20 protein-coding genes are annotated in these 20915 nt (G+C 67.8%); 13 read left to right on the top strand and 7 right to left on the bottom strand.

From position 1 onward, the window contains the following. From M5C96_RS03200 to purT, 4 genes are all read right to left on the bottom strand, one after another. Window positions 1-390: a DUF1987 domain-containing protein gene (locus tag M5C96_RS03200; protein WP_272567110.1), complete on the bottom strand. Its 390-nt coding sequence runs from the start codon at window positions 388-390 to the stop codon at window positions 1-3. Window positions 391-423: 33 nt separating this feature from the next. After that, window positions 424-996, bottom strand: coding sequence for a SiaB family protein kinase (locus M5C96_RS03195; RefSeq protein ID WP_272549253.1), 573 nt, complete (start codon window positions 994-996; stop codon window positions 424-426). A gap of 14 nt (window positions 997-1010) precedes the next feature. Continuing rightward, window positions 1011-2249 (bottom strand): SpoIIE family protein phosphatase, encoded by a 1239-nt coding sequence (locus tag M5C96_RS03190; RefSeq protein ID WP_272567109.1) that lies wholly within the window; start codon window positions 2247-2249, stop codon window positions 1011-1013. A 341-nt stretch (window positions 2250-2590) separates the two neighbouring features. Then, complete coding sequence (purT, locus tag M5C96_RS03185) at window positions 2591-3793, bottom strand: formate-dependent phosphoribosylglycinamide formyltransferase (RefSeq protein WP_272567108.1); 1203 nt, start codon at window positions 3791-3793, stop codon at window positions 2591-2593. Window positions 3794-3879: 86 nt separating this feature from the next. On the opposite strand from purT, the gene M5C96_RS03180 reads away from it, so the two are divergent. From M5C96_RS03180 to M5C96_RS03160, 5 genes are all read left to right on the top strand, one after another. Next, window positions 3880-4827: an ATP-binding cassette domain-containing protein gene (locus tag M5C96_RS03180; RefSeq protein ID WP_272567105.1), complete on the top strand. Its 948-nt coding sequence runs from the start codon at window positions 3880-3882 to the stop codon at window positions 4825-4827. Between the two features lie 151 nt (window positions 4828-4978). Beyond that, a complete protein-coding gene (locus M5C96_RS03175) occupies window positions 4979-5548 on the top strand; it encodes a DUF3455 domain-containing protein (protein WP_272567102.1) in 570 nt (189 codons plus the stop codon). A gap of 47 nt (window positions 5549-5595) precedes the next feature. Then, window positions 5596-6252 (top strand): sigma-70 family RNA polymerase sigma factor, encoded by a 657-nt coding sequence (locus tag M5C96_RS03170; protein WP_272567101.1) that lies wholly within the window; start codon window positions 5596-5598, stop codon window positions 6250-6252. After that, a complete protein-coding gene (locus M5C96_RS03165; protein ID WP_272567100.1) occupies window positions 6249-7034 on the top strand; it encodes an anti-sigma factor in 786 nt (261 codons plus the stop codon). The genes M5C96_RS03170 and M5C96_RS03165 overlap by 4 nt, the downstream gene beginning before the upstream one ends. Before the next feature lie 42 nt (window positions 7035-7076). Next, a complete protein-coding gene (locus M5C96_RS03160) occupies window positions 7077-7919 on the top strand; it encodes an ABC transporter permease (protein ID WP_272567099.1) in 843 nt (280 codons plus the stop codon). 71 nt (window positions 7920-7990) lie between these two features. On the opposite strand, the gene M5C96_RS03155 is transcribed toward M5C96_RS03160, so the two are convergent. Beyond that, window positions 7991-8797 carry a hypothetical protein gene (locus tag M5C96_RS03155; protein ID WP_272567098.1) on the bottom strand — a complete coding sequence of 269 codons (807 nt, stop codon included), beginning with the start codon at window positions 8795-8797 and terminating at the stop codon, window positions 7991-7993. 478 nt (window positions 8798-9275) lie between these two features. On the opposite strand from M5C96_RS03155, the gene M5C96_RS03150 reads away from it, so the two are divergent. The 7 genes from M5C96_RS03150 (at window position 9276) to M5C96_RS03120 (ending at window position 15269) form a co-directional block, all read left to right on the top strand. Continuing rightward, complete coding sequence (locus M5C96_RS03150; protein ID WP_272567097.1) at window positions 9276-9533, top strand: hypothetical protein; 258 nt, start codon at window positions 9276-9278, stop codon at window positions 9531-9533. Beyond that, window positions 9530-10378: a 3-hydroxybutyryl-CoA dehydrogenase gene (locus M5C96_RS03145; protein ID WP_272567095.1), complete on the top strand. Its 849-nt coding sequence runs from the start codon at window positions 9530-9532 to the stop codon at window positions 10376-10378. The genes M5C96_RS03150 and M5C96_RS03145 overlap by 4 nt, the downstream gene beginning before the upstream one ends. Before the next feature lie 275 nt (window positions 10379-10653). Then, window positions 10654-11127 carry a MarR family winged helix-turn-helix transcriptional regulator gene (locus M5C96_RS03140; protein ID WP_272567094.1) on the top strand — a complete coding sequence of 158 codons (474 nt, stop codon included), beginning with the start codon at window positions 10654-10656 and terminating at the stop codon, window positions 11125-11127. Between the two features lie 95 nt (window positions 11128-11222). After that, window positions 11223-11639, top strand: coding sequence for an organic hydroperoxide resistance protein (locus M5C96_RS03135; RefSeq protein WP_272567092.1), 417 nt, complete (start codon window positions 11223-11225; stop codon window positions 11637-11639). 349 nt (window positions 11640-11988) lie between these two features. Continuing rightward, entirely contained in the window at window positions 11989-12747 is a 759-nt protein-coding gene (locus M5C96_RS03130) for a metallophosphoesterase family protein (protein ID WP_272567090.1), read from the top strand. Between the two features lie 34 nt (window positions 12748-12781). After that, window positions 12782-14227 (top strand): bifunctional serine/threonine-protein kinase/universal stress protein, encoded by a 1446-nt coding sequence (locus M5C96_RS03125; protein WP_272567089.1) that lies wholly within the window; start codon window positions 12782-12784, stop codon window positions 14225-14227. Beyond that, on the top strand, window positions 14220-15269 hold the full coding sequence (locus M5C96_RS03120) for a serine/threonine protein kinase (RefSeq protein ID WP_272567088.1): 1050 nt from the start codon (window positions 14220-14222) through the stop codon (window positions 15267-15269). Before M5C96_RS03125 ends, M5C96_RS03120 begins: the two co-directional genes overlap by 8 nt. A gap of 29 nt (window positions 15270-15298) precedes the next feature. Here the strand turns inward: M5C96_RS03120 and M5C96_RS03115 are convergent, their stop codons facing one another. Further along, window positions 15299-15784 carry a hypothetical protein gene (locus M5C96_RS03115; protein ID WP_272567086.1) on the bottom strand — a complete coding sequence of 162 codons (486 nt, stop codon included), beginning with the start codon at window positions 15782-15784 and terminating at the stop codon, window positions 15299-15301. Between the two features lie 315 nt (window positions 15785-16099). Between M5C96_RS03115 and M5C96_RS03110 the strand changes: the two genes are divergently transcribed. After that, window positions 16100-16798 carry a response regulator transcription factor gene (locus tag M5C96_RS03110; RefSeq protein WP_272567083.1) on the top strand — a complete coding sequence of 233 codons (699 nt, stop codon included), beginning with the start codon at window positions 16100-16102 and terminating at the stop codon, window positions 16796-16798. 132 nt (window positions 16799-16930) lie between these two features. Here the strand turns inward: M5C96_RS03110 and M5C96_RS03105 are convergent, their stop codons facing one another. Further along, a complete protein-coding gene (locus M5C96_RS03105) occupies window positions 16931-20509 on the bottom strand; it encodes an IPTL-CTERM sorting domain-containing protein (protein ID WP_272567082.1) in 3579 nt (1192 codons plus the stop codon). Between the last annotated feature and the right edge of the window lie 406 nt (window positions 20510-20915).

The following is a 20915-nucleotide window of genomic DNA, read 5'->3' as shown; positions in this document are numbered from 1 at the left end:
TCAGGCCGCGCTGACGGGGTGGGTCGAGAAATGAATGGCGGGAAAGTCTTCGCTGAGCTCCTGGCCGAATTCGAGGATGGTGTCGTCTTCCTCATCGTGGTACCAGTGCACCACGATCTCGTTGCCCGCGCCGGCCGCATCGCTGAGCGCCTCGATCAGGTTGAAGAGCATCTTGGTGCTCGAGCTGTTGAAGTAGGCGAGCGCGATGCTCACCTCGATTTTGGTGTCCACCTGCTCGGCCAGATAGGCCCTGAGCTGCGTGAGAACGTCGCCATAGAACGCCGCGGCATTCTCGGGGTAGGACTCGCCGCGCAAGCTCAGCGCGTGGGCGTCGAACTTGAAGTCCACCTCCGGTGAACTGGGGGTCGGTGCGATATAGAGGTTGTCCATCTGTGATCTCGATTCGTTTGCGGGCTTGGCGCGTCAGATCGCCGCTTTCAGATAGAACACCGGTGCCTGGTCGGGTCCTTGCGTCGCGTCGAAGCCAAATTCCAGCGGTTCGCGGGCGTCGCGGGCCATGGTGAGGAACCCCATGCCTGCGCCCTTGCTGCCCTCGGGGGTCTCCTCGCGCAGAGTCTGGCGGTAGGCCTGCTTGATCTCTTCCAGCGTCATGCTGCGCAGCGCGGCCAGCTTCTCGCGCAGTTCGTCGGCGATGCGCGGCTCCACCGGGTTGGCGCACAGCAGCAGGAAGCTACCGTCGGCTTCGCGGCGGATGCACACCGAGCCGTGGCGCAGTTCGCCGTTGTCATGGCTGGGGGGCGTGAGCGTATCGGCGGAGTAATGGATGATGTTCTGCGCCATCTCCACGAAGGACGAGAACAGCTTGCGCCGCGTCGGTCCCGCCACGTCCGCGACCTCCAGCTGCAGTTTCACCGCATCGGCCATGGCCGCGATGATGTTCTGCGAGAAGTAGCCCACGTAGTAGAAGATGACGCGGTGCTGCCTGGCCAGGTTGAAGAAGGAACCGGGGTTTTCAGCGTTCATGAACGAGGACATGGCGGATTTCCGTCTCAGGTGCGAAAGCAAAAAAAGGTGAGGTCGTCGCGGCGGTGGTGATCGCCCTGGCCCTGCCACTGCTCCAGCGCATCGAGCACGGCCCGGTTGATCTCCGCGGGCGTGCGCTCCCGCTGCTCGAAGAGCAACTCACGCACGCGGCGTTTTCCCAGCGCGATCGCGCGCGGGCCGCCCACCTGGTCGATCAGGCCGTCGGTGCTGACGAAAAGCAGCGTGCCGGGAGGCAGGATCAGCTCCTGGTTGTTCCAGGCGAAATCGAAGTCGCTGTCCACGTAGCCCACGCCTTTGCGCTGTCCTTCGATGATCTCGACCGCGTCGGCGCCGGGCCGCACCAGGAACAGCGACAGCCGCGCCCCCGCGAAGACCAGGCGCCCCTGCGCCGGCTCGAACCAGAAGCAGGCGGCATCCATGCCGTCGTTGGAGCGCTCCGTGCCTTCCTGCGCATCCTGCTGCCCCAGCATCTGCTTGATGCTGCGGTTCACGCTGCCCAGCAGCTGCGCGGGATCTCGGGCGCCGTGCTGCTTGATCGCCTGATTGAGGCTGGTGGAGGCGATCAGGGTCATGAAGGCGCCCGGCACGCCGTGGCCCGTGCAGTCGGCGACGGTGGCGAACCAGCCGTCAGGCTCGGTGCTGAACTGGTAGAAGTCGCCCCCGACCACGTCGCGCGGCTCCCAGACCAGATGCGCGCCGGGGCACACGCGTGCCAGCGCCTCGAGCGAGCTGCGCAGCGTGGACTGCTGGATCACGCTCGCGTATTCGATGCTGTGCATGACCTGGCGGTTGCGCGAGGCCTGCATGTCGGCCACCACACGCATCAACTGCAGCCCGTTGCCCACGCCGATGAAGGCCCCCTCGTGGGTGATGATGAAGCCATCGGACAGGGCCTTTTCGCCGCATTCCACCGTCTTGAACGTCAGCGCCTCGATGTCCAGCGCGGCATCGACGATCAGCGGCTCCTTGTCCATGAACGCGATGCAGCTCTTGCGGCCGTAGAGCTCCATGCGGAACGGCTTGCTCATCTGGGAGAGGAAGATGTTCCGGTTGATCAGCCCGATGGGCTGCCTGCCCTCCACGACGGGCAGACTGACGAGGTCGCGGTGCTGGCCAAACACCTCCATGACCTGTTCGTTGGTCTGGTCGGTCGTCATGCAGGGCACCATGTTGCACAGGTCCGCCGCACTGGGCTGACGGAAACGGGGCCGAAAGCTGCTCAGGTAATCGGAATTTGCGGACATGGGGGCCAAGGGGGCTGTTTGTTAGCAAATGTTATTCATTTCATATTTCGCCGCGATGACAGGATGGTGACGGTATGGCGCTGCTGCGCAGAGGCAGTCGAGCCTGCGGGCCATTGAAGTGGCGGCTTCAGAAGGAAGGGGGATGCGCCAGGAACGGGTGCTTTCCCATTCCGTTGCGATGAAGGGGCGCGCCATGGCGGCGCCAAGCAAGGAGGCCAAGCTCTGGAGGAGCCGGCACGCTGCGCGACTCCTGGGATCGCGCGCATGCCTGCCGTTTCGATTCGGACCCCGACAACAGCGCCCCGCCCCCGCGGTCGGACCGGTGGTGTGAATGCCGATGCTTACGCTTTGCGCGGCCTGACCTTGCCGGCCGCCAGCTTGGCCCGCTCCCGCGCCACCTCGACATCGGCATCGAACGCCAGCGCCACGCCCATGCGTCGCTTCACGAAACTCTCGGGCTTGCCGAACAGGCGCAGGTCGGTGTTCGGCACGCGCAGGGCCTCATCCACGCCGTCGAATGCGATGCCTTGCGCATCCATGCCGCCGTAGATGACGGCGCTGGCGCCCGGGCTGCGCAGGGCGGTGTTGACGGGCAGGCCCAGGATGGCGCGCGCGTGCAGCTCGAACTCGCTCTGCACCTGCGTGGCCAGGGTGACCAGGCCCGTGTCGTGCGGGCGGGGGCTCACCTCGCTGAACCACACGGCATCGCCCTTCACGAACAGTTCCACCCCGAAGAGCCCATAGCCACCGAGGTCGTCGGTCACGGCCTTGGCGATCTCACGGGCGCGCTCCAGGGCTGCGGGGCGCATGGGCTGGGGCTGCCAGCTTTCCACGTAGTCCCCGCTGACCTGGATGTGGCCGATGGGTTCGCAAAAGTGCGTCTCGGGCTGGCCGCCTTCGCCGAGCGCGCGCACGGTGAGCAGGGTGATCTCGTAGTCGAAGTCGATGAAGCCTTCGACGATGACGCGGCCATGGCTCACGCGGCCGCCGGCCATGGCGTAGTCCCAGGCCTTTTGCACGTCGGCCGGGCCGTCGATCTTGCTCTGGCCCTTGCCGGAGCTGCTCATCACGGGCTTGACGATGCAGGGGTAGCCGATGCCGCCGTCAATGGCCGCCTGCAGCTCTTCGAGCGAATTGCAGAATTGGTAGGGGCTGGTGGGCAGGCCCAGCGTTTCGGCGGCCAGGCGGCGGATGCCTTCGCGGTCCATGGTCAGGCGCGCGGCGCGCGCGGTGGGAATCACGCGCACGGTGCCGGCGGCCTCCAGCTCTTCGAGCATGGGCGTGGCGATGGCCTCGATCTCGGGCACCACGAGGTGGGGCCGCTCGGCCTCGATGAGCGCCTTGAGCTGGGCCGGATCGCTCATGGTGATGGTGCGCGCGTGGTGGGCCACCTGCTGGCCGGGCGCGTTCTCGTAGCGGTCCACGGCAATGGTCTCCACGCCCAGGCGCTGCAGGGCGATGAGGACTTCCTTGCCCAGCTCGCCCGAGCCGAGCAGCATGACTTTGGTGGCCGAGGGCGAAAGGGGGGTGCCAAGAGTGGTCATAGCAGGTGAAAGGATGGAATGGAGAAGAAGGGTCGGGGAAAAACGGGGGCGCGGTCCCGGAGGACGGCGAACAATAATAGACGCCCATGGCGCATCCCCCCCTTCTCCAGATCGATCACCTGCACAAGCGCTACGGCGATGCCACGGTGGTCGACGATGTCTCGTTCTCCATCGCGCCCGGCGAATGCCTGGGCGTCATCGGCCCCAACGGCGCCGGCAAGACCACCACCATCCGCATGTGCCTGGGCCTGACCGCGCCCAACGGCGGCAGCGTGCACTTCCACCCGGAAGGGGCCAGCACGCCGCTGGCCATGCCCCAGGGCGCGCTGGCCATCAAGGCGCAGCTGGGCGTGGTGACGCAGTTCGACACGCTGGACCCGGACTTCACCTGCGCGGAGAACCTGCGCATCTTCGGCCGCTACTTCGGGCTCAAGGGCGCGGTGATGCAGGAGCGCGTGCCGCGCCTGCTGGAGTTCGCGGCACTCACGCACAAGGCCGGCGCCAAGCCGGGCGAGCTGTCGGGCGGGATGAAGCGGCGCCTGTCGCTGGCCCGCGCCCTGGTGAACGACCCGCGCCTGCTGCTGCTGGACGAGCCCACCACCGGCCTGGACCCGCAGGCCCGCCACCTGATGTGGGAGCGCCTGCAATTGCTGGTGCAGCAGGGCAAGTCGATCCTGCTGACCACGCATTTCATGGACGAGGCCGAGCGCCTGTGTTCGCGCCTGCTGGTGCTGGACCACGGCCGCAAGATCGCCGAAGGCCGCCCGCGCGAGCTGATCGCCGAGCACCTGGAGCCCGACGTGGTGGAACTGTTCGGCGTGGGCGCCGTGGCGTTGGCCGAAGACGCCGCCCTGCGCCCGCTCGCCGCCCGCGTGGAGGTGAGCGGCGAGACGGTGTTTTTCTACACGCACGACGCCCGGCCGCTGCTGGCCGCCCTCAGCATGCACGGGCACCTGCGCACGCTGCACCGGCCGGCCAACCTGGAAGACCTGTTCCTGAAGCTCACCGGCCGGCAGATCCGCGAAGACGGCTGAACCGGCCGCCTGGTAAAAAAGCCGGGCCGCGCGGCTTTCGAAAAAAATATTTCGCGCGGCCTGCATCCAAACGGCGTTCCCATGGGTAGTACCTGCAGCAGCGGAGATCGCTGCTGCTTTTTTCAACCCAACCGAAGACAAGGGAAACGCCATGACCATCCAGCCAACGCTCTCTCGCCTCATCCCCCTGACCGGCGCCATCGCCGCCGCGGCCCTGCTCGCGGCCTGCGGCTCCATGTCGGCATCGGGCCCGAAGTTCTCGCAGGACAGCCTGCCCGAGTCGATCAAGGTGCCGGCCGGCAACAAGGTGGCCTGGGAAACCGTGGGCGTGGGCGACATCACCTACGAATGCCGCGACAAGGCCAACATGCCCGGTCAGACCGAATGGGTGTTCGTGGGACCGAAGGCCGTGCTGAACGACCGCAGCGGCAAGCAGGTGGGCACGTACTACGGCCCGCCCGCCACCTGGGAGGCGCAGGACGGCTCCAAGGTCACCGCCACGCAGCTGGCCGTGGCCCCGGCCGGCACCGGCAACCTGCCCTACCAGCTCGTGAAGGCCAACCCGGCCATGGGCTCGGGCGCGCTGACGGGCGTGACCTTCATCCAGCGCGTGGCGCTCAAGGGCGGCGTCGCCCCGGCCGCGGCCTGCACCGCCACCAACAAGGGCGACCGCCAGACCGTGAAGTACCAGGCCGACTACATCTTCTGGAAGGCCGCCTGACGGCCCGGGGCGGATCTTTCAGGGTTGAAAGCCTTTGGAGCACGGCCATGTCGGCTACCATGCGGCCCACGTTCCGGGCGGCCGATCGACGCCAGCGCCCGGCCTTCGACCGCTGGAGCCACCGCCCCTTGCCTTCCACGCCTGCCGCTGACGACGACTTCGACTACGAAGCCACCCTGGCCCGCTGCGCGGCGGGCGACCGGCAGGCCATGCGCCGCCTGTACGAGCACGAGGGGCCGCGCCTGCTGGGCGTGGCCTGGCGCATCGTGCGGCAGCGGGCGCTGGCCGAGGACATCGTGCACGACGCCTGCGTGAACATCTGGACGCGCGCCGGCAGCTTCGATGCCAGCCGGGGCAGCGCCCGCGGCTGGATCTACAGCGTGGTGCGCAACCTGGCCCTGAACGCCGTGCGCGATGCGGGCCGCCACCTCGACGTGGACGACGACACCGTGCAGGCCCTGGAGGCCGAGCAGTCGGTGCAGGCCCACCGCGAGATCGCGGAAGCCTTCGAACTCAACGCCAGCCTGGGCCGCCTGCAGCACTGCCTGGAGGGCCTGGACCCGGCGCGGCGCAACTGCGTGCTGCACGCCTATGTGGATGGCTGCTCGCACGGCGAGATCGCCGAACGCCTGGGCGCGCCGCTGGGCACCGTGAAGGCGTGGATACGGCGCAGCCTGACCTCGCTGCGGGAGTGCATGGCATGACCGCGCCGATCCCCCATCCCGCCGTGCCCGAAGACCTGAACCTGCTGGCCGGCGAGTACGTGCTGGGCACATTGTCCGCCGCCGCCCGCGCCCGCGTGGCGCAGCGCCTGGCATCGGACCCGGCCCTGCAGCGCGCCGTGGCCGACTGGGAAGCGCGGCTGCTGCCGCTGACCGGGCTGGCCGAGCCGATCGCACCGCCGGCCCAGCTGTGGACGCGCATCGATGCCTCGCTGCAGGCCGCCGACGGCGCACAGGCCAGCGCGCCAGCCGCCCATTCCCATTCACCGGCCGCGTCACCAGCGCCCCGGCCGGCGCCGGCCCGGCCTTCCCGAAACTGGTGGAACCACCTGGGCCTGTGGCGCGGGCTGGCGGGCTCGGGCTTTGCCATGGCGGCCGTGCTGGCCGCGGTGCTGGTCACCCGCGTGGCGCCGCAGGCCGTGCCCCCGCAGTTCATGGTGGTGCTGGTGGCACCGCAGGACAAGGCGCCCGGCTGGGTCGTGCAGGCGAGTTCGCCCAGCGCGCTCCAGCTCATTCCGCTGGGCGTGGCCGAAGTGCCCGCGGGCCACGCGCTGGAATTCTGGACCAAGGCCGACAGCTGGAGCGGGCCGGTCTCGCTGGGACTGGTCCAGCCCGGCCAGTCATTGCAGCTGGCGCTGGAAAAGCTGCCGCCGCTGCAGCCCAACCAGTTGTTTGAGCTGACGCTGGAGCCCCCGAGCGGCTCGCCCATCGGCAAGCCCACCGGCCCGATCCAGTACATCGGCCGGGCGGTGAAGGTGCTGTGAGCCCGGCCGCGGCCCGTCGCTCGGCCGCCGCACAATAGCGCCATGTCCACCGCCCCCCACCCCAGCCCCGCCACGCCGGCCCGACCGGCCACCCCCTCGATCTGGCGCGCGCCCGAGCTGTCCGCCCGCTGGTGGCCCGTCTTCCTGCGCAACCTGCTGGTGTGGCGCAAGCTGGCCATCCCCAGCCTGGTGGGCAACATCGCCGAGCCGCTGATGTGGCTGGTCGCCTTCGGGTACGGCATGGGCGCGCTGGTGGGCCAGGTGAACGTGGGGGGCACGCAGGTGCCCTATATCCTGTTCCTGGCGAGCGGCTCCATCTGCATGAGCGCCATGAACGCGGCCAGCTTCGAGGCGCTGTACTCGGCCTTCTCGCGCATGCACGTGCAAAAGACCTGGGACGGGATCATGAACGCGCCGGTCAGCCTGGACAACGTGGTGCTGGCCGAGATGCTGTGGGCCGCCTTCAAGGCCGTGTTCACCGTCACCGCCATCCTGGGCGTGATGCTGGCGCTGAAGATCAGCCACAGCCCCAAGCTGCTCGTGGCCTGGCCCGTGCTGCTGTTCGTGGGGGTGATGTTCTCCAGCATCGCGCTGATCTTCAACGCGCTGGCCAAGGGCTACGACTTCTTCACCTATTACTTCACCCTGGTGCTCACGCCGATGATGTTCCTGTCGGGCGTGTTCTTCCCGCGCGAGCAGTTGCCCGCCGTGGTGCGCCATGTGTCCGACTGGCTGCCGCTGGCCAACGCGGTGGAGCTGGTGCGCCCGCTGTTCATGGACCAGTGGCCCGCGCACCCGCTGCGCCACGGCCTGGTGCTGGTGGTCACCACGGTGGTAGCGTTCTGGACGGCGCTGGCGCTCACGCGCAAGCGGTTCCAGGCCTGACAGCGAGCGACGGCCGGGCAACCTGAAAGCCCCGGCAACGGTTTTTCAGTGCCTCGCAACGCGCGCTCCTGCTATGACGCCTTTCCCAGAAAAATGGCTTCTACAACGACCGCTTTTTTCGAACCCGACAGACTTGGAAAGAATTCAGCGGAGTCTTCAAATTCCATGCATGTGCCATGGTAGGGATCCCTGATCGTCAAGAAGAACTTCCCATTGTCTTCCCGCACTTTGTCGAGCATCACATCGTGTCCGTTCTTGGTCAGAATGCAGGATCCCAGTTCATCTATTTTTTGGGATAAATCCCGCCAAGTCTCTTTCCTGCTGGCGTGTGTTCCCCCGAACAGGCCTGTTTTGTAATTGATCTCGTGTTTGACTTTGACAGGAGTACGGCCCGTTTTCTCTTGGAGCGTCGCCATGATTTCGTGATCGTTCCGACGTACTCCCGTCATAGGTAGTGGAGGCGAATTGCCACCGATCGATGCAACCCCGTTATCGAGGAGCATCATCAACTCACAAGCACTCGCGCAATCATTGGCGCCCGGTTGAGGGACCATGAATCGCCCTCCTGGCATGGGATAAACAGTGAATGCTCCCATCTTGGCAGGGCTTACCGGAAAGCCCTCGACCATGAAGGCAGCCTGTTTGAAGTCTGCAGAAACCTCGATTCCCGCGATGTGATGAGTGACCCGATGGGACGGAACATCGTGAATCTCGCCCGAGGCAATGTGTTCACTGCGCGCTCCAGCAGGGAACCGGCGAACGATGCCATCGGCGCATTGAACCATGGGCTCAGCGAGCGACAGGCGGAAATGAGGGCCCAAGCGTGGGTCCGGTTTTTCGCCCGCACTGTGATCAATCACGCCGACCACATTCTTCATGTTGCCGAGTCGTCCGAAGGTTGCCGGTGATTCAAGGGCGGTGTGGGTTGCAGAACTGCGCGAGGTGGGCGCAAGAGGCGGCCGAGACGATGGCGACGAAGCCCGATGGAATCCTGATTTCTCTTCGTTGGAAACATGTTGCGGACTGCGTTGATAGGATGGCGATTTCACCCTGGGCCGCAGTGCCCCGTCACCCCGGAGAGGCGAGCGTCTGTTCAGAGGCGAAGAATCATCGACAGTCGTTGCAGATGGTCGGGAAGTCGAGGCCGGTCGCGTCGACGGTGCCGCCGCCGTTTCCTTTGCACCACGAACCGGGGTTTCTCGACTAACAATGGATGACTTCATAGAGTGCCCGAATAGGTTGACAGCCGTGTTTATCTGACCACGCGCCAAGCCAGTCGTTGGATTTTTGCCGCTTCGATTGGGCAGAACCCAGACTTCACGAACCATTGGTTTACCGGGCGAACAATCTATCGTTGTGCATTCCAAACCCAGAGAGGAACGCGGCGACAAGGTTGTCGCGCGCCTGCCCGACAGATCACCTCATCGATCAGACGCCAGTGCGCGCGCAGAGCACATGCCCATGCCTAGGGAGTGCGGTATTGCGCAGCACTTGCCGAATGCCTACAGCAACGGCAGCAACAATGCGCCGCCCGCGATTGCCGATACGATCACGCCGATCCGCGCAACCCCTGTTTTTTTGATTTGGCTATTTGGCCGGAAAGACTTTATATGACGATCACGACCGTCGGCATCATCGGCGCAGGCACCATGGGCAACGGCATCGCGCAGGCCTGCGCCGTGTCGGGCATCCACGCGGTGATGGTGGACATCTCGGAGGCCGCCGTGCAAAAGGGCCTGTCCACCGTGGCCGGCAGCCTGGACCGGCTCATCAAGAAGGAAAAGATCACCGTCGCCGACAAGGACGCGGCCCTCTCGCGCATCCGCACCTCGACGAACTACGACGACCTCAAGGCCGCGCAGATCGTGATCGAGGCGGCCACCGAGAACCACGAGCTCAAGGTGAAGATCCTGAAGCAGGTGGACGCCATCGTGGCGCCGGAGGTCATCATCGCCTCCAACACCTCGTCGATCTCCATCACGCAACTGGCCGCCGCCACGTCGCGGCCCGACCGCTTCATCGGCATGCATTTCTTCAACCCGGTGCCGATGATGGCGCTGGTGGAGATCATCCGCGGCCTGCAGACCAGCGATGCCACGCACGACACGGTGAAGGCCCTGTCCGAGTCGCTGGGCAAGAGCCCCATCACCGTGAAGAATGCGCCCGGCTTCGTGGTCAACCGCATCCTGGTGCCGATGATCAACGAGGCGTTCTTCGTGCTGGCCGAGGGCCTGGCCACGCCCGAGGACATCGACGCGGGCATGAAGCTCGGCTGCAACCAGCCCATCGGCCCGCTGGCGCTGGCGGACATGATCGGCCTGGACGTGTGCCTGGCGGTGATGAACGTGTACCTGACCGAGTTCGGCGACAGCAAATACCGCCCCTGCCCGCTGCTCAAGGAAATGGTGGCCGCCGGCCGCCTGGGCCGCAAGACCGGGCACGGCGTGTACGCGTACTGACCTTCCCCGGGGCATGGGCAGCCCCGGCCCCCTCCGACGGGTCAGGCCATGATTGCTATATTTTTAATAGCAACATGCCCTAGTACTCATTGCGGTGAGGGCCGTTTTGACGCATACCCTCGGCAGCAGGGCACACACGTTCAGCCGCCTTCCACCGCCCCGCGATACACCCATTCGACGCTGCCGCCTGCACGCCGCTCGTCAAGCCCCCAGCGCTGATGGGGTGATGCCCAATTCAATTGCGCGCAATTGAATTGGGCATCACAATCCAGCCCATGCCCCGCCCCGACGCCCTCGCCCACCCGGTCTCCACGCCCAGCCCCGCTCTGCTGCAGCTGGACAACCAGGTCTGCTTCGCGCTGTATTCCGCGTCGCTGGCGATGACCAAGCTCTACAAGCCGCTGCTGGAGTCCATCGGCCTCACCTACCCGCAGTACCTGGTGATGCTGTCGCTGTGGGAGCGCGACGGCATCACCGTCTCCGAACTGGGCGAGCGCCTGTTCCTCGACTCCGGCACGCTCACCCCGCTGCTCAAGCGCCTGGAGGCATCGGGCCTGGTGTCGCGGCTGCGCGATGCGCAGGACGAGCGCCGCGTGCGCACCACGCTCACCCCCGCCGGCCGGGCCCTGCGCGACCGCGCCGAAGCCATTCCCGCCTGCGTGCTGGAAAGCAGCCAGTGCACCCTGCCCGAACTCACGGCGCTGACCCGGCAGCTGCAGCAGCTGCGCCGCCGGATCGGCTCCGGCTAGCGGCGCCGTCCTCACCGCTTTTTCGTTCTCGCTTTCGTTGTCTTTTTTGTCCCTCAACCGCCCGCACCGCGGGCATTCACTGCAAAGGAATCACCATGCCATCGCTCGACCAAGTCCTCTACACCGCCCGCGCCCACACCACCGGCGGCCGCGACGGCGCCTCGCGCACCGATGACGGACGCCTGGACGTGACGCTCTCCGCCCCCGGCACCAGCGGCACGGGCACGAACCCCGAGCAGCTCTTCGCCGCCGGCTATTCCGCCTGCTTCATTGGCGCCTTGAAGGCCGTGGGCGGCCAACTGAAGATCGCCGTGCCGCAGGACGTGTCCGTGGACGCCGAAGTCGACCTGGGCAAGATCCCCAACGCCTACGGCATCGCCGCCCGCCTGAAGGTCAGCCTGCCCGGCCTGGACCGCGCCCAGGCGCAACAACTGGTGGACGCCGCCCACCAGGTCTGCCCCTACTCCAACGCCACGCGCGGCAACATCGACGTGACGATCACGCTGGCCTGACCGGCATCGGCCTGAAAAAAGCCCTCCGGCCGCGATCCGACGCGGCCGGGGGGCTTTTGCGTGGTGCCCGGTACGCCTCCATGGCCTGATTGGCCGTGATGCCGGGGTTTTATCTGCCTCGGTTGCTACCAAAAATATAGCAAATCACTCCGTCGAAGCGAGCGCCAGCGGGGCGCCGCAGCGACACCCGGCGGCGATGCACGGCGACACCCGCGCGATTGCACCTTTTTTGCGCTTCCCGCTCACTCACCCCCGCCAATGGCACCATTCGGAGCCATCATCGCAGGCGGCCCCGCCCCCGCGGGCCGATGCCTTTTCGCACCCTTGACCCCTGCCTCGCGCGTCCGCCATGAAGATCGCCCTGCTCGCCGACATCCACGCCAATCGCCATGCCCTCGATGCCTGCCTGGCGCATGCCCGCTCCCAGGGCGCCGAGCAGTTCGCGCTGCTGGGCGATCTGGTGGGCTACGGCGGCGATCCCGTGGCTGTGGTCGAACAGGCGATGGCCCTGGCGGCCGAGGGCGCGCCCTGCGTGCTGGGCAACCACGACGTCGCGGCGCTGGAACCGCCCGCAACGCCCACCCAGATGGGCGACCAGAGCGCGCAGTGGACGCATGCGCAGCTGTCGCCCCGGCACCGCGCCTTTCTGGCCACCTTGCCGCTCACGCGCCGCCTGGGCGCGAACACGCTGCTGGTGCACGCCAGCGCCGACCAGCCCAGCCACTGGCACTACGTGCAGGACGCGGGCGCGGCCGAGCGCAGCATGGCTGCGGCCAGCCAGCTCGACCCCGCCATCCGCTACGTGTTCTGCGGACACGTGCACGAGCAGGCGCTGTATTTCCTCACGCCCACCGCCAAGCTGATGCGCTTTGCGCCGCAGCCCGGCGTGCCCGTGCCGGTGCCGCCGCACCGCCAGTGGCTGGGCGTCGCGGGCTCCGTGGGCCAGCCGCGCGACCGCGACGTGCGCGCCATGTACGCGCTGTTCGACGACCACGCCGCGACGGTCGCCTTCCACCGTGTGCCCTACGACCATGCCGCGGCCGCGGCCGCCGTGCGCGCTGCCGGCCTGCCCGCGTTCTTCGCCGACCGGCTGGAGCTGGGGCGGTGAGCCACGCCATCGCGCGGCCCGCCCGGAGCCCCGCATGAAGCTGCTCGCGCCCGGCACCGAGGTGGACGGCTTCGTCGTGCACGAATGCCTGCACGCGGGCGGCATGGCGCACGTGTACCGCGTGGGCTATGCGGGCGCCGTGCGCGACGCGGGCTTTCCGCTGGCGATGAAGATCCCGCGCATGACGGCGGGCGACGGCGCAGAGACCATCGTCGGCTTCGAGGTGGAGCTGCAGATCCTGCCCACGCTGAGCGGCAGCCACGTGCCGCGCTTCGTCGCCGCGGGCGACCTGGCGCGGCTGCCCTACCTGGTGATGGAACACATCGAAGGCCACACGCTGCAGCACTGGCTGGACCTGCCACAGCTGCCGGACGCCGCCACCGTGGCCCGACTGGGCGCGGCCATGGCGCATGCCGCACACAGCCTGCACCAGCAGAACGTGTGCCACCTCGACCTCAAGCCCGCCAACGTGCTGCTGCGCGCGGACGGCAGCGCAGTGCTGCTGGATTTCGGCCTCTCGTGCCACGCCCACTACCCCGACCTGCTGGCCGAGGAGATGCGCGAGGCCGTGGGCTCGCCCGCCTGGATCGCGCCCGAGCAGGTGGTGGGCGTGCGCGGCGACCTGCGCAGCGACCTCTTCGCCATCGGCGTGATGCTGTACGAACTGGCCACGGGCGAACTGCCCTTCGGTGCCCCCACCACGCGCGGCGGCCTGCGCCAGCGGCTGTGGATGACACCCGCGCCGCCGCGTCGCCACCGGCCGCAGGTGCCCGAGTGGCTGCAGGAGATCATCCTGCGCTGCCTGGAGCCCGAGGCCGCGCAGCGCTATCCGTCGGCCGCGCACCTGGCCTTCGACCTGACGCACCCCGAGCAGGTGCCGGTCACCGAACGCGGCCGGCGCCTGCGCGGGCCGGGCGTGCGGGCGCACCTGCGCCGCTGGCTCAAGGCGGCGGGCATGCACTACCAGCCCAGCCCGCTGCCGGCGCGCCAGATCGAGGCGGCGCCCATCCTCATGGTGGCCGTGCCGGGCGAGGACGCGAGCGATGCCACGCTGTACTCGCTGCGCCAGGCGGCGGCGCGCTCGCTGGGCATCCGCCCCGGGGCGCGGCTGGCCTGCGTGACCGTGATCTCGCCCTCGGCCAGCAGCGCATCGAACAGCGAGCGCAGCGAAACCACGCTGCACCGCCGCCACCTGGTGCGCCTGCGCCAATGGTCCGCCGGGCTGGACCTGGCCGGGCACAGCGCCAGCCACCAGGTGATCGAGGCGAGCGACGTGGCCCAGGCCCTGGTGCGCTACGCCCAGGGCAACCGCGTGGGCGTGATGATCCTGGGCGCGGCCACGCACGGCGTGCCGCTGCAGCGCTTCATCGACACCATTCCGATCCGCGTGGCGCGCGATGCGCCGTGCACCGTCATCCTGGTTAAGCAGCAGTTGCCCTTCACCGAACTGGCCGGGGGCGACAATGCCCCCCATGGATAACCTGCCCGGCACCGAGCCCACCTCTTCTTCCTCGCATCCCTACGCGCCCCTCACTCCCGACCTCGTGCTGGACGCGCTCGCCAGCGTGGACCTGTACGGCGACGGCCGCCTCATGGCCCTGGGCTCGTACGAAAACCGCGTGTACCAGGTGTCGCTGGAGGACGGCAGCCGCGTCGTCGCCAAGTTCTACCGGCCGGGCCGCTGGAGCGATGCGCAGATTTTGGAAGAGCACGCGTTCGCCGCCGAACTCGCCCAGGCCGAGGTGCCCATGGTCGCCCCGCTGGTGCTGCAGGGCCGCACGCTGCACCAGCACGCGGGCTTCGCGTTCTCGGTCAGCCCCTGGCGCGGCGGGCGCACGCCGGAGCTGGACGACTTCGAGGTGCTGGAGTGGATCGGCCGCTTCCTCGCCCGCATCCACACCGTGGGCGAAGCCCGGCCCTTCGCGCTGCGCCCAGCGCTGGACGCGGCCACCTTTGCTCAGGAGCCGCACGACTGGCTGCTGGCCCAGGAGATCATCCCGCTGGACCAGCAGTCGGCCTGGCGCAGCGCCTGCGAAGATGCTATTAAATTAATAGCGCAAAGTGCATGGAATACCCCGGCAGGCGGCACGTTTGCCTTGAAGGATGCACGCCCGCTGCGCCTGCACGGCGACTGCCACCCCGGCAACGTGCTGTGGACGCCCACCGACCGGCCCGGCGGCGGCCCGCACTTCGTGGACCTGGACGACGCGCGCACCGGCCCGGCCGTGCAGGACCTGTGGATGCTGCTGTCCGGCGACCGCCGCCAGCGCACCGTGCAGCTGTCCGCGCTGCTGGACGGCTACGAGCAGTTCCGCCCCTTCGACCGGCGCGAGCTGGCCCTGATCGAGCCGCTGCGCACGCTGCGGCTGATCCACTACAGCGCCTGGCTGGCGCGCCGCTGGAACGACCCGATCTTTCCGATCAACTTCCCCTGGTTCGGCAGCAGCGACTACTGGCGCGGGCAGGTCGACATGCTGCGCGAGCAGATGGAGGCGATGCAGGAAGCGCCGCTGTCGGCATAAGAGCGGCGAGCACAAGATGCTCGATGGCCTTAGCGGCCCTGCGGAAGGCGCATGGACGGATGATCCTCTGCCAAGCCCGCGCGGTTCTGCAGGTCGTCGATGGCATCCTCGTGTCTCTGGATGACGGGCTCCGCTTGCCTTCCCACTTGTTCGGACCGTGCGGTCATCAATCGCACGGCACCCACCGGGTCATCGCCCAGGTCGATGCGTTGAGAGTTCTGGCGATTCAGCGTTTGCTGCAGCGCCGTCAACTCTCCCGCCGCTGACTGCACCCGCGTGCGCAAGGATTCGAGTTCCCTGCGCACGGGCGAACCAAGCAACTCATTGGTGTTGGGGCCCAGCAGTCCATTGATTCTCCGTTCGCGGGAGCGCAGCCCGGACAGCGCCTCATCTACGCCGAACGCAGCCGATGCCGATTCTTCGGCCTGCACACCGGCATTGGTACTTGCCGTGCCTTGATCCTGATGGCGGCGAACGGAAGCGTTCCCGCTGTAGCCGCCGATGCAATTGCCCATGAAGCTGTCCTCAAAATTTTGAAGGGGCCATATTCCCTGAAATCGCCGGGCAACGGCGAGGCAAGGCGAAGACCGGAGCATTCAAACGAAACCGCAGCTGCAAATGCGGCCATGTCTGCGCGCGACACAAGGGGCCACGGCGCACTCGAAGCGCCACCGATGCGTCGATGCCACGAATACATGCTGCGGATTTTTCGATGAATGTTAACAATTGTCACATTCCAACCGATAGCGAAATTAAAAGGTAGTTTCGGCACCTCGCCGCGTCCCACCGGCGATCCGTATTCCATTGCCTCTGCCGTTTGCTAGTGCCCCATGCGTATCGCTGCCCTTGACGACGACCCGATCCTGATGGAGCTGATCCAGGCCTCTGTCGAACATGCCGGGCACTTGTTCCACCCCTTCACCGATGGCACCAGCCTGCTCAAGGCGCTGCGGACCGAGACCTTCGATCTGCTGATCGTGGACTGGCACCTGCCCGACATGAGCGGCATGGAAGTGGTGCGCACCCTGCGCGCCGGTCTGGCGCCGCAGATGCCCATCCTGTTCGTGACGCGCCGCAATGCCGAGCAGGACGTGGTCGAGGCGCTCAACTGCGGCGCCGACGACTTCATGACCAAACCCATCCGCATGGGCGAACTCATGGCCCGCACCGCGGCGCTGCTGCGCCGGGCGTACCCGTCCACGGTGTCGCGCACGCTCGATTTCGGCCGCTACCGCTTCGAGCCCAAGACGCGCACGCTGTGGATGGACGGCACGGCCGTGGACCTGAAGAACAAGGAATACGACCTGGCGCTGTTCATGTTCCAGAACGCGGGCCGCATGCTGTCGCGTGAGCACATGCGCCAGAGCGTCTGGAGCGAGGTGCAGGACGTGCCCTCGCGCTCGCTGGACACGCACGTCTCGCGGCTGCGCAACAAGCTGGCCCTGTCGCCGGAGAACGGCTATGTCGTCAATGCGGTGTATGGCATGGGCTACCGCCTGGATGTGGTCGATGTCACGCAGTCCGCCTGACGCTGCACGCCAGCGCCGGCGTCAAGCGCCGACGCCCCTCTCAGCGCCCTGACCCGCCATCCATCCAAAAAAAGGGCGGTCCCGCATTCGGGACCGCCCTTTTTGCTTGGGGGAAAGACACCCCGTGGCAGGTCAGCGCCGGCGCGGGCCGTGGGACTGGCGCAGCGCCAGTCCGCCCAGCAGGCACGACAGCAGGATCAACGCCCATTGCGACAGCGTCGGCACGCTGGTGATCGCATCGGGCGGGGGCTGCACGGTCGTGGTCTTGCTCGACGTGTTGTTGGTGGGGTCGGTGTCGCCCGGCGCGTCCAGCGTGGCCGTGTTCACCAGCGGTCCATTGCCGGTGTAGGGCTGCGCCAGGCGCGTCTTGGCGCGCAGGGTGCGGCTCGCGCCCGCCAGCAGCTCGCCCACCGAGCAGGTCACCGAGGTGCCCGTGGCCACGCAGTCGGGCGAGGAGACGAACGTCAGCCCCGCGGGCAGCGGGTCCACCACCTGGGCGCCGTTGCTGGTCAGGTTGCCGTTGTTGCGCACGGTGAAGGTGTAGTCCACGTCCGAGCCCGGGGCGATCGGGCCATCCGGGCCGGCCTTCAGGATCGACAGGTCGGTGGCGATCGGGTCGCGCTTGGTGGAGGTCTGGTCGTAGGTGGTGTTGTTGACCTGCGTGTTCTGCCCGCCCTGCAGGAACTCGGTTTCGCTCACCGACACCACGGCCTTGTGGAAGATCGTGCCCGACGCGGCTCCGGCCGGCAGGCTCATCGCCTTCATCTTGAACGTGATGGTGGCCACCTCGTCCTTGGCCAGGCCCGGGAAGGTGCACGACACGCTGCCCGAGGTCGCGCCGATGGCCGGCACCGTGCAGACACCGCCCCGGTCCACCGTCAGGCCGCCCGTGAAGCCGAACGTGGCCGAAGAGGCGCCGTTCGTGGGGTGGGTGATCGGGAACGTATCCGTCATCACCACGTTCGTGCCGAACGACGGGCCCGAGTTCTTTACCGTGATGGTGTAGGTCGTCTCGGCGCCCAGGGCGATGGCGTCGGCGCTGTGCGCCATCGACACCAGGATGTCCAGCTCGGGCTGGGTCAGCGTGATCTCGGCCGCGGCCTGGTTGTTGGTCAGCACGGGTTCATCCGTCGCGGTGCCGATCTCGACGGTGTTGGAGAGCTTCACGCCCGGGGCCCAGGCGCCCGCCGCACGCATTCGGTAGGTCACTTCGTACTGGCCGCCGTTGGCGAGGAACGCGCTATTGCCCGTGGTGCCCCAGCGGCAGTTCAGCGTGCCGCCGTTGCCGGCGGGCACCGCATCGCACACGCCGCTGTTGGAGGCGACGGGCGTGCCGATCAGCACCGCGTTGGCGGGCAGCACGTCCCTCAGCCACACATTCTCGGCCGACGACGGGCCGTTGTTCCTGGCGCGCACCACGTACGTGATGGGCTCGCCGGAGATGGCGGTCGGCGTGGGCGAGACGGTCTTGGAGGCCACCAGGTCCACCCGGGCCGTGACCTGGCTCGTCACCGATGCGGTGTTGTTGCCCAGGACCGGGTCCACCACTTCGGGCGAATAGGCCGTGGCGGTGTTGGTGCGGTTCGCGGTGGTGGCCACCGTGGGCCGGATGGCTACGGTCACCGTCGCGCTGGCGCCGCTGTTGAGCGTGCCGAGCGAGCACAGCAGCGTGGCGGTGTTGACGTTGGACGCGCCCGAGGGCGTGCAGGTGCCGGCGGTGGTGTTCACCGACACCAGGCCCGGGGCCGATGCGCTGGTCACCAGGCTGGGCAGCACGTCGCGCAGGCTCACGTTGGTGGCGGCGCTGGTGCCGTTGTTGGTCACCACCATCGTGTAGGTCAGCACGTCGCCGGCAGGCACCGTGGGCTTGTCCACGGATTTGAGGATGCTCAGGTCCGCCTGCACCTCGTTGCCGGGGGTCTGGTCGGATGCGCCGACGCCCACGCCCTGGCAGTTGATGCCGTGCGCGGGGTCGGTGTACCACGGGTCCTCGCGGGTGCCGCCCGTTTCGGGGCTGAACTTCACGCAGGCGTTGTTGGTGACCGAGCCCGCGGTCGTGCGCACCGCGTTGACCACGATGTCGGGGGCGTTCGCATTCACACCCAGTCCGGCCGTGCGCTCGCAGGTGAAGGTGCCCGGGCCCACCAGCGGCAGTGCCGAGCAGGTCCAGCCCGCGCCCGAGGCCGCGTTGAGGCCCGTCAGGGTCACGCCGGCGGGCACCGAGTCGGTGACGACGATGCTCGGGGCGGCCGGCACGGTGGCGGCGGCCGGCGCGATGGCGAGCGGTCCGCGGTTGCGCGCCGTCAGGCGGTACTGGTAGGTCTGGCCGATGGCCACGGCCACGCCCTGGCCGTTCACGTAGTTGGACGCGGTCTTGGTGATCTGCAGGTCGGCCACGTTGGTCGCCGTGATGAAGACGCTGGCCGGCGCGTTGTTGGTCGTGTCGGGATCGGTGCGGGTCGGCACGTCGATCGTGACGGTGTTGGGCAGCGTGCCCGTCTGCTGCACCAATGCCACCACCGTGATCGCCGGCAGGTTGCTGAAATTGGCGCCCGCATAGCCGCCGGGCAGGTCGCAGGTGATCACCTGGCCCGCCGCGGTGCAGGTCCAGCCCGTGCCCGTGGCGGACACGAACGACAGGCCCGCACCCAGCGTGTCGACCACCTGCACGGGCACGCCGGTGAGCAAGGTGCCGCCGTTCAGCCGGGGCGTGACCGTGTAGGTCACCTGGTCGTTGAGCCCATAGGTCGTGGCACCGTTCACGGCCTTGGTGACGGAAACATCCGAGGCCGTGCCGGCCACGTTGACTTCGGCCGTGCCGGTGTTGTTGGCGGTCTGCCCGTCGGGCATTTCCGTGGATGCATCCTTGTAGCCCTTGACCGAGAACGACGTCGTGATGGAGCCGGTCACATTGGGGGCGGCGTCCACCTCCAGCGACGGCACCGTGCCGCCATTGGCCAGCGCACCGGCATGCGAGCAGGTGACCACCGTGGCGGGCGTCGGCGCGCCGGGGGACAAGAGCGGCGAGGCATTCGAGGCCGTGGGCGTGCAGGTCCATCCGTTGCTGCCGCCCACGCGGGTGAACGAGGCGCCTGTGGGCACGCTGAACATGACCTCCACGCGCCCTGCGGCGGGAATGCCGATGGGCCCCTGGTTGCTCACGTCCACCACATAGCGGTAGGGCTGGCCGGGCGAGAGCGGGTTGCCGGGAGGCGCCGTGGGGTTGGTGGTGACGGCCAGGGCCAGGTCGGCGGCCTCGGTCGTGGTGATGCGGCGGTCCAGCGCGTCGTTGCTGGGGTCCGAATCGTTTTCGTTGCGCGTCACGCGGGCGTTGTTGATCCAGTTGGTCGAGACCGTCGGGAGCACCACCTCGAAATCCACCACCTTGGTGGAATTGACCGCCATGGAGCCCAGGTCGCACTGCACCGTCTGGTTGGCGACCGTGATGGCCGTGCCAGGGGCGATGGCCGGCGTGCAGGCCATGCCCGCCGGGGTCGTCGTGACCGACTGGAACACCGCGCCCACGGGCAGCTTGTCGGTGAGGACCACGCCGGTGGCCGCGCTGCCGGTGTTGTGCCGCACCGTCACCACGTAATGGAAGGCGCCGCCCGCCGGGCCCGAGGCCGATGCGGGCACCGCGTCCTGGTTGACCAGGATGTCGGTGGTCTGGGCCAGCACGGCCCCGGGTGCCAGCAGGCACCCGGCCAGCATCAGGCCGTATCCCCGCCCGCTGGGCAGTCCTTGACAGGCGACAGGTCTGCGCGCGGGCGCAGACGCGAAAGCAGCAGGCCACAGCAGGCCCGCAGCCCGCCGTGCAAAGGAAAGAACCATACCGATCTCCAGATTGTTGTAGTGAGCAGGTCCGGGAACGCCGCGACGCCACTGGGGCCCTGGCGAGGGCCGCAATGGGATCGGAGGGCAAGGAAGGACCGGCGCGCGGTGCCTTGCCGGCGTGGCCGGGAGTGCCGCGAATCTAGGGGGTGGGCTCTTCGGTTTTCAGAATTCAACAATTGTTGACATTCGGCTGTGCATCTGTGCGTTCGGCACCACATGCAGCGCCCGCCGCAACGAGCGACCGAATGGGCCTGCGGCTGTCCCGCGCGGCCCATCGCGGACA

The sequence above is a fragment of the Acidovorax sp. GBBC 1281 genome, assembly GCF_028473645.1.
Classification (GTDB): domain Bacteria; phylum Pseudomonadota; class Gammaproteobacteria; order Burkholderiales; family Burkholderiaceae_C; genus Paracidovorax.
Note: the sequence above shows the minus strand (reverse complement) of the source record. Positions and strands in the feature narration are given on the sequence as shown.

Bases quoted from the DNA above. Each gene is read 5' to 3' on its own strand.
- M5C96_RS03125 (WP_272567089.1), top strand. From the start codon at position 12,782: ATGAAGCTGCTCGCGCCCGGCACCGAGGTGGACGGCTTCGTCGTGCAC.
- M5C96_RS03200 (WP_272567110.1), bottom strand. From the start codon at position 390: ATGGACAACCTCTATATCGCACCGACCCCCAGTTCACCGGAGGTGGAC.
- M5C96_RS03110 (WP_272567083.1), top strand. From the start codon at position 16,100: ATGCGTATCGCTGCCCTTGACGACGACCCGATCCTGATGGAGCTGATC.
- M5C96_RS03195 (WP_272549253.1), bottom strand. From the start codon at position 996: ATGTCCTCGTTCATGAACGCTGAAAACCCCGGTTCCTTCTTCAACCTG.
- M5C96_RS03190 (WP_272567109.1), bottom strand. From the start codon at position 2,249: ATGTCCGCAAATTCCGATTACCTGAGCAGCTTTCGGCCCCGTTTCCGT.
- purT (WP_272567108.1), bottom strand. From the start codon at position 3,793: ATGACCACTCTTGGCACCCCCCTTTCGCCCTCGGCCACCAAAGTCATG.
- M5C96_RS03145 (WP_272567095.1), top strand. From the start codon at position 9,530: ATGACGATCACGACCGTCGGCATCATCGGCGCAGGCACCATGGGCAAC.
- M5C96_RS03165 (WP_272567100.1), top strand. From the start codon at position 6,249: ATGACCGCGCCGATCCCCCATCCCGCCGTGCCCGAAGACCTGAACCTG.
- M5C96_RS03115 (WP_272567086.1), bottom strand. From the start codon at position 15,784: ATGGGCAATTGCATCGGCGGCTACAGCGGGAACGCTTCCGTTCGCCGC.
- M5C96_RS03120 (WP_272567088.1), top strand. From the start codon at position 14,220: ATGGATAACCTGCCCGGCACCGAGCCCACCTCTTCTTCCTCGCATCCC.
- M5C96_RS03175 (WP_272567102.1), top strand. From the start codon at position 4,979: ATGACCATCCAGCCAACGCTCTCTCGCCTCATCCCCCTGACCGGCGCC.
- M5C96_RS03130 (WP_272567090.1), top strand. From the start codon at position 11,989: ATGAAGATCGCCCTGCTCGCCGACATCCACGCCAATCGCCATGCCCTC.
- M5C96_RS03135 (WP_272567092.1), top strand. From the start codon at position 11,223: ATGCCATCGCTCGACCAAGTCCTCTACACCGCCCGCGCCCACACCACC.
- M5C96_RS03105 (WP_272567082.1), bottom strand. From the start codon at position 20,509: ATGCTGGCCGGGTGCCTGCTGGCACCCGGGGCCGTGCTGGCCCAGACC.
- M5C96_RS03180 (WP_272567105.1), top strand. From the start codon at position 3,880: ATGGCGCATCCCCCCCTTCTCCAGATCGATCACCTGCACAAGCGCTAC.
- M5C96_RS03170 (WP_272567101.1), top strand. From the start codon at position 5,596: ATGTCGGCTACCATGCGGCCCACGTTCCGGGCGGCCGATCGACGCCAG.
- M5C96_RS03140 (WP_272567094.1), top strand. From the start codon at position 10,654: ATGCCCCGCCCCGACGCCCTCGCCCACCCGGTCTCCACGCCCAGCCCC.
- M5C96_RS03155 (WP_272567098.1), bottom strand. From the start codon at position 8,797: ATGAAGAATGTGGTCGGCGTGATTGATCACAGTGCGGGCGAAAAACCG.
- M5C96_RS03160 (WP_272567099.1), top strand. From the start codon at position 7,077: ATGTCCACCGCCCCCCACCCCAGCCCCGCCACGCCGGCCCGACCGGCC.